Origin of the sequence: Vreelandella maris (assembly GCF_013371085.1) — a bacterium.
Lineage (GTDB): Bacteria > Pseudomonadota > Gammaproteobacteria > Pseudomonadales > Halomonadaceae > Vreelandella > Vreelandella maris.
On sequence record NZ_JABWCV010000015.1, the window covers coordinates 1 to 16,285 of the forward strand.

A 16,285-nucleotide genomic window follows, 5' to 3' on the forward strand; every position below is an offset into this window, starting at 1 on the left:
GCAGGTGTTTGCCCACCGGGGTGGAGCCAGTGAACGAGACTTTGCGCACTCGGGGGTCGGTGGTGAGCACTTCACCCACGGCCGCGGGTTTGGAAGCGGTGACCACGTTGATGGTGCCCGCAGGCAGGCCCGCTTCCAGCGCTAAATAGGCGGCTGCCAGCGCGGTAAGCGGCGTCGCTTCCGCAGGTTTGATCACCACGGTGCAACCCGCAGCCAGGGCCGGGGCGCACTTGCGGGTGATCATCGCCAGCGGGAAGTTCCAGGGAGTGATTGCCGCCACCACGCCGACCGGCTCGCGCAGTACCAGCAGGCGCTTGTCGGCGCCGTGGCTGGGCAGCGTTTCCCCCGCCATGCGCTTGGCTTCTTCGGCGAAGAACTCGATAAACGAGGCGCCGTAGGTGACTTCGCCTTTGGCTTCCGCCAGCGGCTTGCCCTGCTCTAGGGTCATCAGGCGGGCCAGGTCGTCGGCGTGCTCATTGATCAGCTCAAACCAGCGGCGCAGCAGCGCCGAGCGCTGTTTGACGGGCGTGGCGCGCCACGCGGCACCGGCTTGGTAAGCGGCGGCCACGGCGTCACGGGCATCGTCGGCGCCCATCTCGGCCACGCGGGCAATGGTTTCGCCGGTGGCGGGGTTATCGACGGCAAAGCTCTGCTGACCTTTGCGCCACTCGCTGCCCACCAGGGCAGGCACTGCATCATGTAACCACTGTTCGATAAAGCTCATGGTCTTCTCCTGATTAATAACACTACGTGCACGCTAGCAGTAATGTGATTGCAGGCGAATGCACCACTTTTGCGTTCAACTAGACCACTTTTCTGTTTTACTGAAACATTGTTGAGCACTGTGATGTTGAGGATAAGAATGGATGGCCAGTCAGCTTTACAACAACTCGTAGAACACTATGCGCAGCAACCTGAACGCTTAAGTAAGCAAGTGCGAATAGAGCAAGCTTTGAGACAAGCGGTTACCCAGGAGTGGCCTAACCAGACTCGCCTACCTTCTCACCGGCAACTAGCGTCAGCGTTAGGCGTTGCTCGGTATACACTGTCACTAGCCGTTGCGACGCTGCTTAAAGAGGGTCTGCTTAAGACTTCTCATGGCAGTGGCACTTGGAGCTGTAAAGTGTCGGCCCCTGCTGTCTCAAAACCCACAAGTGTGCAGCTATCAAAACGTGCACAACGAGTGTTGCGTTGGCCGGGGGCGAGTACTGTTCAAAGCGGCGCCTTCGTGCCCGGGATTCCTGATATCGCCCAGTTCCCGATGCGTAAGTGGCGTCAGCTCTATGCGAGCGTAACGGTGCCGCAAAACGCCCTACTGCTCTCTTACTCCACGGGCGGCTATGGCCCGCTAAAGCGCGCCATTCGCGATTTTCTAGCCCGCTGGCGTAACCTTGATTGCGATATCGAGCAGATCATCATTACCGACGGCACCCATAACGGCATTGAGCTGTGTGCCATGGCGCTGGCAGATGTGGGCGACACCGTTGCCATGGAGTCGCCCTGCTACTGGGGAGCGCGCAACGTCTTTACCGCGGCTGGTTTAAACATTGAAGCGGTGCCGTGGCTGCCAGAGCAGGGGCATATACTCCCGCCTGCTGCTGCCCCGGTGAAGCTGGCTTATCTAACCGGCTCGCATCACTACCCACTTAGCGTGCCCACCAGCGCCACCGATAAGCAGCGCTTATGCGATGCCTTGTCACCCGCTTACATTGTCGAGGATGATTATGAGTTCAATCGCGACGACCACCCTAACCTGCTCTTTTCGCCCCAATCAGAGCGCCACTTGCTGGTAGGATCGTTTTCCAAGATGATGTTTCCGGGGCTGCGGCTGGGTTATTTAGTAGTTCCACGCCACTTGGCGGCGCCGATGAATCGTCTGCGCAGCGAATTGTTCCGCGAAGGGCGCATGCTGGATCAAGCCGTGCTGGCCCAGTTCATTTTTGATGGCGACCTGGATGCCTGGTGCCGACGCATTCAGCGCGACTATTTAGGGCGTCAGCAGGTGCTGCATGACCAACTGCGTTCGCTACCACAAGTACGCAGCGTTTCACCGCCCAGCAGCGCGATTAGCCTTTGCGTTGAGTTTACGCCGGGCGTCAATGATGTGGGAATCGCTCAATCACTGCTGAAAGAGCATTTAATCGTGCGGCCTTTAAGCCCGGTGTGTGCGCCCACCGACCCAAGGGTTGGCTTGGTGATGGGCGTCGGCATGCTGTCTGGGGAAACGCTGGTGCGTGAAGCACAGCGGCTACGTCGCAGTCTGGAAGCGCTGCTGCGTTAGGCGTTACTGATAACGCATGGGTGAAGAAGGAAGCACTTCTCAACACCTTAGCCACAAGCTTTCAACGACTTATCCACAAGGATTTACTCACAAGAGCTTATTCACAAGGACATTTATGCGCTGCCCTGTTGATCGTTTTACCGTTGCCTCTTCAAATGCGTTCGCTCGCCTACGCCTTTGGGCATCACTGGCTTTTGTGCTGCTGCTCTCTGGCTGCGCCACCTTTGCCCCCAACCCGCCTCAAGATCAAACCAATCTCTGCGAGATATTCCGCGAGCAGCCCACTTGGTACGACTACGCCCAGGAGTCCGAGGAGAAATGGGGCACGCCGATTGCGACTCAGATGTCGTTTATTCAGCAAGAGTCCTCGTTTCGCAGCCATGTCCGCCCGGATCGCAAATATTACCTGGGCTTTATTCCCGGCCCACGTCCCTCATCAGCCAAGGGTTATGCCCAGGCACAGGACCCGGTATGGGGCGAATACGAAGACCAAGCGGGCAGCCTATTTGCGCGCCGAACGCATATGAAGCACGCCACCGATTTTATCGGCTGGTACAACCGCCGTTCCCAACAGCAGGCGGGAATATCGCTGAGTAATCCTGAGCACCTTTATTACGCCTATCATGAAGGGGCCGGTGGCTATCAACGCGGCACGTACCGCGGCAAACCGCAGGTATTGAGGGCAGGTCGAGAAGTAGCAGCGCGCGCTAATCGTTACCAAGCCCAACTCAACAGCTGTGAAGCGGAGTTTCAGTGCCGGAAGTTTTACCAAGTCTGGCCATTTTGCCGTAGTTAAGGAATAAACGATGTCACTATGGATTGGTGTGGCGCTGGTCAGCGTGGTGTTTTTCACCTCGATGCTTTCCGGCGTATTTGGGATGGCGGGCGGCTTGGTGCTGCTGTGGTTTCTGCTGTTGGTATTCCCCGCCGGTACGGCAATGGCCGTGCATGGCGTGATACAGCTCACGGCGAATGGGTCGCGCGCTTGGCTCTCGCGACACTATATCGTCTGGCGCATCGTCGCGTTTATGGCGCTGGGCGTGTTGAGCGCCGCTGGCCTACTGCTGCTATTCAACTACAGTCCTAATGCCGCCAGCGTCTCGATTTTGATTGGTTTGATGCCCATATTGGTGTGGATGCCTAAGCGCTGGTTTCATCTGGATGCCAACCGCGCCAGCCATGCGTTTTGCTGCGGCATTGCATCAGGCGGGTTAACCATTGCAGCCGGGGTTTCCGGGCCACTGATCGATATTTTCTTTGTGCGCTCACGCATGGACCGCCGCCAAGTGGTGGCCACCAAGGCGATGATTCAAGTAGTGGCCCACAGCATTAAAATCATCTTCTACCTAGGCGCCGCCATGGCGCTTAGCGCGGGCGAATGGGGCATCGTATTGCTAGCCGCACCGTTTGCCATGCTCGGTACGCAAGCGGGGAACCGCATTTTGCACCGCCTCACCGATGCCAACTTTCGCACCTGGACCCGCTGGATCGTGACCGGCATCGGTATTTTCTACTTTGCGCAGGGGATATTCTTGCTCACCCGCTAGCGTTGAGGGCGATAAAAGCGGGCTTGCCGTTGATGCCTATACTGACCATAGCCATCAACGGAGGTCGCTATGGATTATCATCACTACCGCAAAGCCCTGACTGAAACACTTGCCCAGAGTGAAGTGCCCTTTCCCGCTGCCGAATACCAAGCGCGCCTGGACAAGGTGCGTCAGGCGATGACCGAGCAAGGGTTAGATGCGCTGCTGCTCACCGACCCCGCCGATATTAACTACCTCACGGGCTACCACACCTTTGAAGTCTCGGTTCATGCCTGTTTGGTCTGCACGCAAGAACGGTTAGTGCTGCAAGTTGCCTCCATTGAAACCGGTGCGGCGGTGGTCACCGCTCGGGTCGATGAGATTATCGGCTACCGCTGGGAAAACCTGGATGAGATCATCACCCCGCTGGCGGATCTGCTTACCCCCTGCCAGCACATCGGTATTGATGGCTGGAGCAGCGGGCTGCGTTTTGGGGTGATTGATGCATTGATGCAGACCATTGGCCGCGAACGATTCAGCGAAGCAGGCGCGCTAGTCGACGCCATTCGAATTGTGAAAAGCCCTGCTGAACTCGAGATGCTGCAAGAGAGTGCCCGTATCACGGCACTCGGTTTAGAGACGGCGATTCAGAGCATTCGCCCAGGCATGACCGATAACGATATTGCCGCGGTGGGTGCCAAAGCGCTGCTGGAAAATGGCAGCGAGTTTATGAGCCTGCAGCCGATCGTGACCAGCGGGCACCGCATTGGTGTGATACACGTCAATCATAAGCGGCGCGTGATTCAGCCTAATGAGCCAGTGTTCTTGGAGTTCGGCGCCGCGTATCAGCGCTACACGGCCCCCATGATGCGCACCGCGGTGACCGGCACTCCCAACGCGGCTCTCTCCGCCACTCGCGACCTTTGCCGTTCTATATTCGAGGCGCTTTGCGACGCTATGCGGCCCGGCAATAGTTTCGACGCCGCCGCCCAAGCGGTTGATGCTTTACTCGCCCCGCAGCGCGACCAGTATTTTTTCTCCGGCGTGTTTGGCTACGCCGTGGGCGCGCAGTTCCCGCCTAGCTGGGTAGAGGGCACGGGCTTTATCGCCAAAGGCCAGTCGCGCACCTTTGAAGCAAATATGGTGTTTCATTTACCGCTCTGCCTACGCGTGCCCGGCCAATGGGGCGTCGGCATCAGCGATACCGTGGTGGTGACCGAGCAGGGAGCCAAGCCGCTAACCAATAACGACTGGCAGCTGTTTGAGGCGCCCTCATAGCGATTGCATTGACACTTCTATTGAGTAGCGCTATCGTCACCACAGATGCAAATGAGAAACACTCTCTTTATTTTTCGAGTAGATGATGGGATCTGTACCCATCGATAGCCACAGTAGTGAGGGATCAGTGGGATGACTAGCGAGCAGCGGCAACTTCGCCAAACAGTCACGTTTTTACGCACCTCGTTTGAAGCGGTTCAGCATTCCATTGCTGGCCGTTTGGAAGACCCGCTGCCCTGCTGGATGGATACCGCCATGATGTCGATGCTTTCCCGCGAGCTGACCCGCTGCTGCCAGCAGTCGAAGCCACTGTTTGCACCTCCCGTTACGGAGCAACTTTACATCGCCTCGCAACAGTGTGACCTGCTGCTGAAGCAGTGCCCCGGGGTGCTCAGTAGTGCCGTTTGCCACCGCCAGTTGAGCGCCATCATGCTGCCGCTAGCCAGCGCCCTTCAGCAAATTGATAGCCCTGCCAAGCGGCGCTGGCCTTGGACGAAGTGGCACTAACCAACCTTTAGCATTTCTTCGCTACCAGTGGGTATGCGCTCATGATGATTACTAGCAGAAGCTCCAGACCTTGGAAATGATAGGGTCGGTGTTCATTAATGCGTATTTTTAGTGGCAAGCACTTGCTTACCTAGATCGGTTAATCGATATTTTTGGGTGGGGCTACGCGGCGAGTCAGGTTGCGTCATTTCAATCAATGACAGTGCCAAAGCTGGTTGCAAATAATTTTGTAAAAACGTGGGACGATGCGTAAGTGATAACGCCTTGAGAAGAGCTTTAGTGCTCCTTGGCTCTTCAAGCAAAGCTTGCAACAACCGCATTACTTGTTCGGTTACTTGTTCGGTTACTTGTTCGGCTACTTGCTTGGGTACTGCAGATGCTGTGTCCTCAGCGACCGTAAATCCCTCGTGAACGGGTAAACGAATTAAAAAGTAACTACGTTCATCGTCGGTTTCGAACACCGGTTCTGGCGAACCGTTCGTCTTCATCACCCGAAGAATTTTCGGCACGCCCGTTGAACGGCCTTCGGTTAAATCCAATTCTTTTAAAAACTCGCCAATACGCCGGTTGCGGTAGCGGCGGCTGACTGCTTTACCTGCCTGCAGGTCTTGCATACGAATAGAGTGGTCGGGTCCTGGAAAGCTGAGCACCACAAGCTCCCGACCATCAATACGGATTTCAATGGGCTCACGAATTTCATAAGAGCGGTGATACACCGCATTCACCACTGCTTCTTCAATGGCGCCCAGTGGAAAATTCCAGAAACGCTCAGCTTCTGGGCGATCAGCGTGTTTTGTTACGCCCTCTTTTAAATAGTTGCGATTAATGTAGTCCAATGCCGTGCGGGTTATGCGCCCCAGCGGGCCCTTGAATATTTTCTCTTCAAAATGGTCGCCACCGGCACCGTCTGGAAAATACACCACATCTATCTGAGTCGCGGGGAAAAGCTGCTCAGGTTGCTCGTTAAAGAACAAAAGCCCTACATTTTTAGGAAAAGCCATTTCGCTTGGCCCACCAACCACATTCATTCGGCGGCCCAGGGTTTCAATATCCAGCTCGCGGGCTTCAGGTGCCAATTCGCTATTAATATCGTGGAGAAAGTCGCGCATCAAATAGGAGGAAAGGTCATTTAATGTCGCGGTTTGTCGATAGCGATCATCAAACGGTACCGTAGCCGCCAAACTTAACAGCTCACGCTCATCCCGCCCCGATGCTTTCACCGTGCTGGTATGTTTACGCAGGTAATAGGCCCAATCACTCTTCTTGCTCAAGCTGGTTTTAGCTTTATAGGGCCGTGTTTCACCGCCCGGCGCCCATAGCACCAGAATGGTTTTGCCCTGAATCTCATAGGTCGCGGTTAATGGGTGGTAGTGCGGCGCAAGCGCTGAGTGCCCTAGATTTAATAACTCTTTTTGAACGGCATCGATTTGCTCCGGCAATAAACCGGCAGGCGGCAATTGCGGTTGACCATTCTCTTCAGCAATACCAACCAGGACATACCCGCCACCCAAATTGTGGAAGTCATTAGCGAACGCACACAAAGTATGCAGGATGGATTCAGGGTTCCAGCCTTCTTTATATTCAATGCGTTCACTTTCCACCGTGCGGTGATGAAGCAAGTCATCGATGTTGATGGGGAGTTTAGGTGTCATGCCGTTTTTTCAGCCGTTTGGTTGACGTCATATCGCACTAGTCAGGCCTTATAACGTTTAAGTTAACCTAATAATGTAGAACGATGCCTGCAAATGCAATTCTCGGAAAGCAGGCTGTGGCTAAAGCGCTAGCGGCTCATTTCTTTTTCATACCCATCCCGCCTGATTTTCCTGTCGGGGTTTTGTTTTGAGCGTAACGGCCCCATCAATAAGGGAATGACATAGTCGTTGGCGTTAACTAGTAAACTGGTCTATTCTGGAGCGTACTATTTATTGAAGCATTCAAAAGGAGCTTACTTGATGGCTTTCGAAACACTATTTACCCCTACATCGCTTGGTAGCCTGACGATTCCTAACCGCGTCATCATGGCGCCGCTGACTCGTGCGCGTACGCCTGATAGCGTGCCGGGCAAGATGCAGGAAGCCTACTATGGGCAACGTGCTGGATCTGGGTTGATTATTAGTGAAGCCACCAACATCTCCGCGACCGCCCGCGGTTATGTGTATACGCCAGGCATCTGGACCGATGAACAGGAAGCCAGCTGGAAAGACGTTGTGGATGCTGTACATGCCAAAGGCGGTCGTATGGCGCTGCAGCTTTGGCACGTTGGGCGCGTTTCACACGAAATGGTTCAACCCGATGGGCAGCAGCCAGTAGCGCCAAGCGCGCTGAAAGGCGAAGGCGCCCAGTGTTTTGTCGAGTTTGAAGACGGCACTGCGGGTCAGCACCCCACCAGCACACCGCGTGCGCTGGAAACCGATGAAATTCCAGGCATTGTCGATGACTATCGCCAAGCGGCCGAGCGCGCTAAACGTGCTGGTTTCGATATGGTCGAAGTGCACGCGGCAAACGCCTACCTGCTCAACCAGTTTCTGGCGACTGGCACCAACAAGCGTACCGACCAGTACGGCGGTTCGTTGGAAAATCGCGCCCGCTTCCCGCTGGAAGTGATTGATGCGGTGATTGAGGTTTATGGTGCAGACCGGGTCGGCATCCGCATGACGCCGTTTATCGAGCTCTTTGGGTTGACCGACGATGAGCCGGAAGCAATGGCATTTTACATGGCCGAGCAGCTTTCCAAGCGTGGCCTCGCCTATCTGCACCTGAACGAGCCTAACTGGGCGGGCGGCGATATTACCTTCCCTAACGGTTTCCGTGAGCAGATGCGCGAACGCTTTAGCGGCAGCCTGATCTACTGCGGCAACTACGATGCCGAAAGCGCCGAGACACGCATCAGTGAAAACTCCACTGATGCCGTCGCCTTTGGCCGCCCTTACATCGCTAACCCGGATCTACCGGAGCGCTTTCGTGTTAATGCGCCGCTCACCGAGCCGAACCACGAAACGTTCTACGGTGGCGATGAGAAGGGCTACACCGATTATCCGTTTATGGATAATGGCTACGACCGCAAAGGGTAAGCTAATCTAACTTTAGCCCATGGCTGAGCCCTTTCCCCAGAAAAGCATCACTTAGGTGATGCTTTTTTATGTCTGATTATTATCAAACGCTGCTAGGCTATTGATTCTTTCGTTTTAACGAAAAGGTGATACATGGTTGGTTCCTTGTTTTCTCTACTGGGGTTGGTTCCTTGTTTTCTCTACTGGTGTCGCTCTTGCTGGTTGGCCTAACCGCCAGTACCGGTGTGCGTTTTCGCCCTGATAGCTGGTACCGAGAGTTACGCAAGCCGACCTGGACACCACCGGATATCGCCTTTCCTATTGCGTGGGGCATACTGTATTTATTGATGGCTATTGCTGCGTGGCGGCTTTACATGGCCGATGACTCGGCGTGGCGCACCGCCAGCTTAGCGGTTTACGTGCTACAACTTTTCGCCAATGCGGCGTGGTCCTGGCTGTTCTTCGGACGCAAACAGATTGCCATCGCACTGATCGATATTGTGGTATTACTAGGGTTAATTATTATCGCCATTGCGTTGTTTTCCCAAGTAAGCACGCTAGCCGCGTGGTTAATGGTGCCTTATGGGTTATGGGTAGCGTTGGCGCTAACCCTCAATGCCACTATTTTTCGGCTAAATAAAGCCTGAGCGTGGATTAAAAAAACAAAGGGTTCTGAGAGTATGGATCGCACCACTACTATAATAGTACTCGCCTTCGCATCGCTGGTATTAGGCGCAATGGCAACAGCGATATTTATATATGTCGTTGTACCCTGGCGCCGCCGACGGCGCGCAGCGAAAGCGAAAGCCGCTGCCCCTCGTCCGGTACAAGTAGACAGCTCTGACGAAGTTCAAGAACCTGACGCATATGCACCTTCAAAGCAAACTAAAAAAGTTAAGCAGCATTCGCTTTTTATAATCTTTGATCAGCCTAGTGCAGATTCAGACGAGCGCCTTATCCAGTGGCTAAGGGAGAAAAATGCCCACTACGACGCGCTCAAGAAAATATTTCTAATCGACGGCCAACAGCCGTCTAACCCAGTCACTATCGCCAACGCATTTCCACCGGGGGAAATGCCTGACCTGCTGCGTGGGGAAACCCATGAGCCCATCAGGGGTATTAGCTTATTAGTGAAACCACCGTTACGTAAGCGACGTAATCAACAAATGCATGTCTACGTAGAACTCGCCAAAGAGATGCAGACGGTGTTTAGCAGCAAAATGCTCAATGACGAGCGCGAACTCGCCACTGACAGCACCTTTGAGCAAATTATCGGCGAATAGACTTACAGCGCTATGCTGACAAAAACAGCGTCACACTACTCCCTGGCTGCGCAGGTAGTCGTCATAACTGCCGCTGAAATCGACAATACCTTCCGGCTGCATATCAATAATGCGCGTCGCCAGTGAAGAGACAAACTCGCGGTCGTGGCTGACAAACAGCAGCGTACCGGGGTAGTTCTCCAAAGCCAGGTTCAACGCTTCGATAGACTCCATATCCAGGTGGTTGGTCGGCTCATCCATCAGCATCACGTTGGGCTGAGTAAGGATTAACTTACCGAACAGCATGCGCCCCTGTTCGCCACCGGAAATCACCTTTACCGATTTGCCGATATCATCGCTGGAAAACAGCATCCGTCCTAACGCGCCCCGAACCACCTGCTCGCCGCCGGTGGTCCAGCTCGACATCCACTCAAACAGCGTGGCATCGACGGCAAAGTCATCGCTGTGATCTTGGGCAAAAACACCTATATCCGCGGCTTCTGTCCACTTCACTTCACCCGCATCCGGGTGCAGCTCGCCTGCCAGCGTTTTGAGCAGCGTGGTTTTACCAATGCCATTGGGGCCGATGATAGCAATACGCTCGCCGGCTTCCACGGTCATGGAGAGGCGCTCAAACAGCGGCTTCTCGCCGTTATAGCTTTTAGTAATGCCATCCACGTTGACAGCGTTACGGTGAATTTTCTTGGCCTGGTCAAAACGAATAAACGGACTAACACGACTGGAAGGTTTGATATCTTCCAGCTTGATTTTGTCGATCTGACGCGCTCGCGAGGTAGCCTGTTTGGCCTTCGAGGCGTTGGCAGAGAAGCGGCTAACGAACTGCTGCAGCTCGGCAATCTGGGCCTTTTTCTTGGCGTTATCCGAGTGCTGACGCTCGCGAACCGCGGTAGCGGCGGTCATGTAGTCATCATAGTTACCCGGGAACAGGGTAATTTCGCCGTAATCCAGATCCGCCATGTGGGTGCAGACGCTATTCAGGAAATGGCGGTCGTGAGAGATGATGATCATGGTGCTGCTGCGCGCTTTAAGAATATCTTCCAGCCAGCGGATGGTGTTGATATCCAGGTGGTTGGTCGGCTCATCCAGCAACAGTACATCCGGGTCAGCGAATAGCGCCTGGGCGAGCAGCACACGCAGCTTCCAGCCGGGAGAGACTTCGCTCATCGGGCCCGTGTGTTGCTCAATGGGGATGCCCAAGCCCAGTAGCAATTCGCCGGCGCGGGGCTCGGCGGTGTAGCCATCCAGCTCGGCGAAGCGCACTTCTAGATCAGCGACGGCCATGCCGTCCTCTTCGCTCATCTCTGCCAGCGAGTAAATACGCTCGCGCTCGGCAGCCACCGACCAGAGTTCGACATTGCCCATGATCACGGTGTCGATGACGCGCTCGTTTTCAAACGCAAATTGATCCTGACGCAACTTACCCAGCCGTGTACTGCTATCCAGCATCACCTGGCCAGAAGTGGGCTCCAAATCGCCACCGAGAATTTTCATAAAGGTGGATTTGCCGCAGCCGTTCGCGCCAATCAGGCCGTAGCGATTGCCGTTATTGAATTTAACGGAGACATTTTCAAACAGGGGCTTGGCCCCAAACTGCATGGTGATATTGGCGGTTGCGATCACAAAAGGAGCCCGGTTAGCGTGTTATTTACAATACGAAAGGCTCGCGATTCTACGCGCTATTGGGCAGGCATTCATCCATCATCCGCCAGGGCATTCAGTTGATTGCCGGGATATCGAGCAGAAAGCGTTCATCATCAAGCGCTTGGCGCAATCGAGTAGCAAGAATATCGACAATATCTGGATGTTCGCCCACCAGCTTGGTCGTAGTAACGGAAAGTTCTGGATGCTGCTGTTCAGCCGCCGCGCATATTTCAGCGATATCGCCCCCCTCTCCCGCATGGCGCCCCGGCGAAAGAAACAGCATCGCCAGGATGACCGGGCCTGCATTGAACTCGGGTGACAACAGCAAGTTTTCCAGCAGCGGCTCGTTAAAGCGGTACTCATCACCCTCGCGGCGTTCCATAGAAGCAGCAGCAACACACGCTACGTCATCGGCTAACAGCACGCTAAGCTGCCCCGCTAAGCGGTTACGCACGGCGGTAACGTCAGGAATCGGGCTGCCGTGATCTACCAGTGCCACATGGGGCTTAGTACCTAGCCGAAGCTTCTCGCGCACGTTGTCGGCCAGCAGATGGGCTAAACGCAGGTCGTTATCCCCCAATTCATCCACCAAGGGCTGGGCCACACGCACCTTCACGTGGGGAAAGCGCTCTTGCAGCGTCGCCATGCGTTCAGGTAGGTAGCCGGTCAGTGCTTTGCTGGGGCCAAAAAAGAACGGCAGGATCAAGATCTCTGTCGCCCCTTGTTCGGCACTGCGTTCAGCGGCGGGGCCAAGCGTGGTGGCGGGAACACCATCAACCTCTTCCACGGGAATCTTATTGGAGTGCAGTAGTGAGGCCGCCTGTACGGTTTCACCCATAAGCTCACTAAGCGACGCCGCCACGCGACGTAAATTAAGCGTTGCCTGCGCTCGTAGCGAGCCGTTATCGACCAAAAAAATCGCGCGCATGGCAGCCTCCTGTTGTGGCCTTGGCGATCAAATAGGTGATCAACCATGACATGTTAAGATGGTGGTTTTACACCGTCGTTGCCCACCATGTTACTTGAAAAATGTGACTTAAAAACGTTGCCTGATACCGATGCTTGATACCACTGCGCTTAACCAGCAAAGAAATTTCTTCGATGGCCATACCGAGATTTGGCTATTTGGCTATGGTTCGCTGATCTGGAAGGCGGACTTTGCCTATATAGAGCGCCGCCCGGCGTTTATCACCGGCTGGGAACGGCGATTTTGGCAAGGCTCCCATGACCATCGCGGTACGCTTGAATCACCGGGCCGGGTTGCCACTTTGATTCCCGCTGAGGGAGCGGTGTGCCATGGTATGGCCTACCGGATTACCCCGGAAGTGCTGGCACCGCTGGATATTCGAGAGAAAAACGGCTACCTACGGGAGAAAGTGCCGCTGACGTTTACCGATGTCAGCAGCGAAACACCTGAACAGAGCGAAGGGCTTATTTATCTCGCCAGCGAAGATAACCCGGCCTTTTTGGGCGACGCGCCGCTTGATGAAATCGCCCAGCAAATTGCCAACGCCCATGGGCCCAGCGGCCCCAACCGCGACTACTTAGTCAACCTCGCCAAGGCGCTACGGGAGCTAGGCGCCAAAGACGCTCATATCTTTGCCCTGGAACAGCAGTTGAGCCGCTTTTAACATTACCAGTAGCGTGGATAGCGACGATGCCGGGCAAGGTTATTGACCAAGATAGCAATGATCAGCATCACTACACTACCTGCGCCAATCGGTAACAGCGGGTACCACCAACCCAACTGATGAACGCTAGCCCCGCCGCCTACTGCAATCAGTGCAGCCGCGGCTCCCGGTGGGTGAACCGTGTGGGTTATTTGCATAACAAGTATCGACAGTGATACAGCCAGAGACATCGAGAGCGGTGTCGCCCCCAGCAGCTGGTAGCAAGCGACGCCGATACCCGCTGATAATACGCTGCCAAACAGCACATGGCTTGGCTGAGCAAAGGGGCTTTCCGGTGCTGCATAGATAAGAACGGATGTCGCCCCGAAGGAGCCTACGATCAGCAGCTGTTGCGAGAGCCAAGCCGAGCTTAACCAGCAGATAACCGCCATACCGCTAAAGGCGCCAACCCATGACCACACCGCATCCTGCCAACCCACTCGGGTGCGCTTAATGGGCTGCCCTCGCATCTTGCCTAGATAAGTTTTCATTGCACTCGCTTTGCACAAAATGAGTGCAGATGATGGCAAAATGCACCAAATAAGCAAATGACAATCCATCATGCCTTGGATGAAGCTGACTCAAGAAGACAGATTAGGCGGAAACGGCTTCTCTACATCATCAACCACGAAAGAATAAACAGCCCCAATACGGTACGTACAACACCGCCGATTATCGAGCCTCGCAGAAAAGCGCGCAAACCGCCCCACAGAATCAGCAGCCCAATCACTAAGACAGCAATGCTGAAAAAGGAATCACTGATTCCCAGCGAACGCGTCAAGCCATCGATGAAATCGCCGAACGCACCGAAGAAGTTGGTGAAAATGCCCAGCAGAAACTCAACCACCACGCGGATGGCTTCACCGATAGTTTCGCCAATTTCGTCAAAAAAACCGTTTGCCTGCATTGCATTTGGCTGCATCGATAGTACCCAAAGCTGAGAAGGATAAGCAGCATTGTCGGTTAAATACGCTGACTGAGCAAAGCAGAACAAATCCCGCTTCTTTTTACGCTAAATTTTTAGCGCCTTCCTCACCAAGCAACTACTATTAAAGACATAAAACGATCGTTTAAATAAATATAATTATCTGACACTAGGTTCTCACCATGACGCACCACTATCCACTTGCCGACAAACTCCAGGCTAATACCCATCAGGTGGAAAACCAGCCACCAACGCTGGAAAACTACAACAGCTACACCGCTGACCGCGCACTTCAAGAGGGCGTTAAACGCGAAGGTGGTACTCACAATAGCGCTCTCAAGACGTTTGGGCAGTGGGCGGGCTCCACCGAGGCCATTGCCCTGGGCTTTGACGCCAATCGTTACGCACCTCAGTTGGTCACCCATGACCGGCAAGGGCATCGAGTTGATCTGATCGAGTTTCACCCTGCCTACCATCAGCTTATGCAAACGGCGGTAGAGCACGGCTTGCATGCTAGCCCCTGGCGAACCCCTCAACCCGGTGCGCATGTTAATCGGGCCGCCAACTACTTTTTACAGGCCCAGGTAGAAGCGGGCCATGGCTGCCCCATCACCATGACGTTTGCTGCCCTGCCAGCTTTGCGCCACCAGCCCAGCTTGCTTGAGAGCTGGGGAGACAAAATCACCGCGCCTCATTACGACCCGCGCAACGTGCCTTATTTTGAGAAACAGGGCGTTACCATCGGCATGGCAATGACCGAAAAGCAAGGTGGCTCCGATGTGCGTCAGAACACCACTCGCGCCTACCCGATTGGCCAAGGCGGGCCGGGTGAAGCTTTTGAGCTGGTGGGGCATAAGTGGTTTGTCTCGGCACCGATGTGCGACGCCTTCCTGGTACTCGCCCAGGCGCCCGGCGGCTTGAGCTGCTTTCTGCTGCCGCGCTGGCGGCCCGACGGCAGCAAGAACCCACTGCATATTCAGCAGTTGAAGCGCAAAATGGGCAACGTGGCGAACGCCTCCAGCGAGACGGAACTGCGCGGTGCCTTTGCCTGGATGGTGGGCGACGAAGGCCGTGGCGTGCGTACGATCATTGAGATGGTCGCCATGACCCGCTACGACTGCATGATTGGCTCAGCTGCAGGAATGCGCCAAGCCACCGCCCAGGCGATTCACCACGCCTCTCATCGGCATGCCTTTGGGGCGCGCCTAAGCGAGCAGCCGCTGATGCAAAATGTGCTCGCCGACCTAGCTATCGAGAGCGAAGCCGCCACCACCCTGATGCTGCGCATGGCCCGGGCTATGGATTATCAAGACGATGAGCATGAGCGCCTGCTTTCGCGAATCGCTACCCCTGTGGGCAAGTACTGGATCTGCAAGCGCACTCCCCACCACGCTTACGAGGCAATGGAGGTGATTGGCGGTAGCGGCGTGATGGAGACTCACATAATGGCGCGCCTGTTTCGCGAGTCGCCCATCAACGCCATCTGGGAAGGCAGCGGGAATGTGCAGTGTTTGGATATCCTGCGCGCAATTGAAAAGCAGCCCGAAGTGCTCGACGCCTACTTCGCCGAGCTTGCCAAAGCGCAAGGTGCCAATGGGCATCTTGACCGCTTTATCCACCAATTACAGCGGCAGATGCAGGATACCCAAGCGCTCCAGTACCGCGCCCGCCAGTTGGCGGACGGCATGGCCCTGGCATTACAAGGCGCGCTGCTGGTACAGCACGCCCCCGCTTATGTGGCCGATGCGTTCTGTGCTGGGCGGCTTGCTGACCGCAGCAGCCTCAATTCAGGCACGTTGCCCACCGGGCTGGATTGCGCGGCAATCATCGAGCGTGCTCAGCCCCTGGAATGAGCCCCGTGGAATAAGCGTTCACGACCATGGTCGACTTCCATGCTAAAACTGATCGCGTTAGAACTAATGCTGTAAAACAATAAGCAGCAACGTGATAGCGGGAGAGCTTGGTACATCAAACTATGATGACGCCAGCGCCGAAGGAGCAACAGCCCCGGAAACTCTCAGGCAACCGGACCGCTATCACCATCACTTTCCGAAGAGCGGCTGATGACTGCGTCACTCAGCCCACCGAAGGAGCAAGCGCGCCCAACGGGCACGTGAATCTCTC

Annotated in this window: 16 protein-coding genes and 1 riboswitch; of the genes, 10 read left to right on the top strand and 6 right to left on the bottom strand. The window is 55.1% G+C overall.

From position 1 onward, the window contains the following. Positions 1-724, bottom strand: a 724-nt coding sequence (locus HUO07_RS13645; RefSeq protein ID WP_176304040.1) for an aldehyde dehydrogenase family protein, incomplete at its 3' end; no start/stop codon positions are given. 138 nt (positions 725-862) lie between these two features. Here HUO07_RS13645 and HUO07_RS13650 point away from each other — a divergent pair. From HUO07_RS13650 to HUO07_RS13670, 5 genes are all read left to right on the top strand, one after another. Next, positions 863-2,281, top strand: a complete 1,419-nt coding sequence (locus HUO07_RS13650) for an aminotransferase class I/II-fold pyridoxal phosphate-dependent enzyme (protein ID WP_176304041.1) — start codon at positions 863-865, stop codon at positions 2,279-2,281. 115 nt (positions 2,282-2,396) lie between these two features. Next, positions 2,397-3,077, top strand: coding sequence for a transglycosylase SLT domain-containing protein (locus tag HUO07_RS13655; protein ID WP_176304042.1), 681 nt, complete (start codon positions 2,397-2,399; stop codon positions 3,075-3,077). A 10-nt stretch (positions 3,078-3,087) separates the two neighbouring features. After that, positions 3,088-3,828 carry a sulfite exporter TauE/SafE family protein gene (locus tag HUO07_RS13660; protein WP_176304043.1) on the top strand — a complete coding sequence of 247 codons (741 nt, stop codon included), beginning with the start codon at positions 3,088-3,090 and terminating at the stop codon, positions 3,826-3,828. 69 nt (positions 3,829-3,897) lie between these two features. Then, positions 3,898-5,085, top strand: a complete 1,188-nt coding sequence (locus HUO07_RS13665) for a M24 family metallopeptidase (RefSeq protein ID WP_176304044.1) — start codon at positions 3,898-3,900, stop codon at positions 5,083-5,085. A 132-nt stretch (positions 5,086-5,217) separates the two neighbouring features. Further along, entirely contained in the window at positions 5,218-5,592 is a 375-nt protein-coding gene (locus HUO07_RS13670) for a hypothetical protein (RefSeq protein ID WP_176304045.1), read from the top strand. A 95-nt stretch (positions 5,593-5,687) separates the two neighbouring features. Here the strand turns inward: HUO07_RS13670 and HUO07_RS13675 are convergent, their stop codons facing one another. Further along, positions 5,688-7,244, bottom strand: coding sequence for a Fic family protein (locus tag HUO07_RS13675; RefSeq protein WP_176304046.1), 1,557 nt, complete (start codon positions 7,242-7,244; stop codon positions 5,688-5,690). Positions 7,245-7,544: 300 nt separating this feature from the next. On the opposite strand from HUO07_RS13675, the gene HUO07_RS13680 reads away from it, so the two are divergent. The 3 genes from HUO07_RS13680 to HUO07_RS13690 all read left to right on the top strand — a co-directional run bounded on the left by HUO07_RS13680 (position 7,545) and on the right by HUO07_RS13690 (position 9,925). After that, complete coding sequence (locus tag HUO07_RS13680; protein WP_176304047.1) at positions 7,545-8,663, top strand: alkene reductase; 1,119 nt, start codon at positions 7,545-7,547, stop codon at positions 8,661-8,663. Positions 8,664-8,833: 170 nt separating this feature from the next. Beyond that, entirely contained in the window at positions 8,834-9,289 is a 456-nt protein-coding gene (locus HUO07_RS13685; RefSeq protein WP_246286647.1) for a TspO/MBR family protein, read from the top strand. Between the two features lie 33 nt (positions 9,290-9,322). Continuing rightward, complete coding sequence (locus HUO07_RS13690; protein ID WP_176304048.1) at positions 9,323-9,925, top strand: cell division protein ZipA C-terminal FtsZ-binding domain-containing protein; 603 nt, start codon at positions 9,323-9,325, stop codon at positions 9,923-9,925. Positions 9,926-9,955: 30 nt separating this feature from the next. Here the strand turns inward: HUO07_RS13690 and HUO07_RS13695 are convergent, their stop codons facing one another. Then, positions 9,956-11,545, bottom strand: a complete 1,590-nt coding sequence (locus HUO07_RS13695; RefSeq protein WP_176304049.1) for an ABC-F family ATPase — start codon at positions 11,543-11,545, stop codon at positions 9,956-9,958. A 94-nt stretch (positions 11,546-11,639) separates the two neighbouring features. After that, positions 11,640-12,494, bottom strand: coding sequence for a sirohydrochlorin chelatase (locus HUO07_RS13700; RefSeq protein ID WP_176304050.1), 855 nt, complete (start codon positions 12,492-12,494; stop codon positions 11,640-11,642). Positions 12,495-12,624: 130 nt separating this feature from the next. On the opposite strand from HUO07_RS13700, the gene HUO07_RS13705 reads away from it, so the two are divergent. Continuing rightward, positions 12,625-13,197 (top strand): gamma-glutamylcyclotransferase, encoded by a 573-nt coding sequence (locus HUO07_RS13705; RefSeq protein ID WP_176304051.1) that lies wholly within the window; start codon positions 12,625-12,627, stop codon positions 13,195-13,197. Between the two features lie 2 nt (positions 13,198-13,199). On the opposite strand, the gene HUO07_RS13710 is transcribed toward HUO07_RS13705, so the two are convergent. Further along, the gene (locus tag HUO07_RS13710; RefSeq protein WP_101145515.1) at positions 13,200-13,727 is read right to left on the bottom strand and encodes an HPP family protein; all 528 of its coding nucleotides are present in this window, start codon (positions 13,725-13,727) and stop codon (positions 13,200-13,202) included. 122 nt (positions 13,728-13,849) lie between these two features. Continuing rightward, entirely contained in the window at positions 13,850-14,143 is a 294-nt protein-coding gene (locus tag HUO07_RS13715) for a hypothetical protein (protein ID WP_176304122.1), read from the bottom strand. Positions 14,144-14,343: 200 nt separating this feature from the next. Between HUO07_RS13715 and HUO07_RS13720 the strand changes: the two genes are divergently transcribed. Next, positions 14,344-16,014 carry an isovaleryl-CoA dehydrogenase gene (locus HUO07_RS13720; RefSeq protein ID WP_176304052.1) on the top strand — a complete coding sequence of 557 codons (1,671 nt, stop codon included), beginning with the start codon at positions 14,344-14,346 and terminating at the stop codon, positions 16,012-16,014. 88 nt (positions 16,015-16,102) lie between these two features. Further along, positions 16,103-16,204, top strand: a riboswitch (glycine riboswitch). The last annotated feature ends 81 nt before the right edge of the window (positions 16,205-16,285 follow it).

Bases quoted from the DNA above. Each gene is read 5' to 3' on its own strand.
- HUO07_RS13650 (WP_176304041.1), top strand. From the start codon at position 863: ATGGATGGCCAGTCAGCTTTACAACAACTCGTAGAACACTATGCGCAG.
- HUO07_RS13655 (WP_176304042.1), top strand. From the start codon at position 2,397: ATGCGCTGCCCTGTTGATCGTTTTACCGTTGCCTCTTCAAATGCGTTC.
- HUO07_RS13660 (WP_176304043.1), top strand. From the start codon at position 3,088: ATGTCACTATGGATTGGTGTGGCGCTGGTCAGCGTGGTGTTTTTCACC.
- HUO07_RS13665 (WP_176304044.1), top strand. From the start codon at position 3,898: ATGGATTATCATCACTACCGCAAAGCCCTGACTGAAACACTTGCCCAG.
- HUO07_RS13670 (WP_176304045.1), top strand. From the start codon at position 5,218: ATGACTAGCGAGCAGCGGCAACTTCGCCAAACAGTCACGTTTTTACGC.
- HUO07_RS13675 (WP_176304046.1), bottom strand. From the start codon at position 7,244: ATGACACCTAAACTCCCCATCAACATCGATGACTTGCTTCATCACCGC.
- HUO07_RS13680 (WP_176304047.1), top strand. From the start codon at position 7,545: ATGGCTTTCGAAACACTATTTACCCCTACATCGCTTGGTAGCCTGACG.
- HUO07_RS13690 (WP_176304048.1), top strand. From the start codon at position 9,323: ATGGATCGCACCACTACTATAATAGTACTCGCCTTCGCATCGCTGGTA.
- HUO07_RS13700 (WP_176304050.1), bottom strand. From the start codon at position 12,494: ATGCGCGCGATTTTTTTGGTCGATAACGGCTCGCTACGAGCGCAGGCA.
- HUO07_RS13705 (WP_176304051.1), top strand. From the start codon at position 12,625: ATGCTTGATACCACTGCGCTTAACCAGCAAAGAAATTTCTTCGATGGC.
- HUO07_RS13710 (WP_101145515.1), bottom strand. From the start codon at position 13,727: ATGAAAACTTATCTAGGCAAGATGCGAGGGCAGCCCATTAAGCGCACC.
- HUO07_RS13715 (WP_176304122.1), bottom strand. From the start codon at position 14,143: ATGCAGGCAAACGGTTTTTTTGACGAAATTGGCGAAACTATCGGTGAA.
- HUO07_RS13720 (WP_176304052.1), top strand. From the start codon at position 14,344: ATGACGCACCACTATCCACTTGCCGACAAACTCCAGGCTAATACCCAT.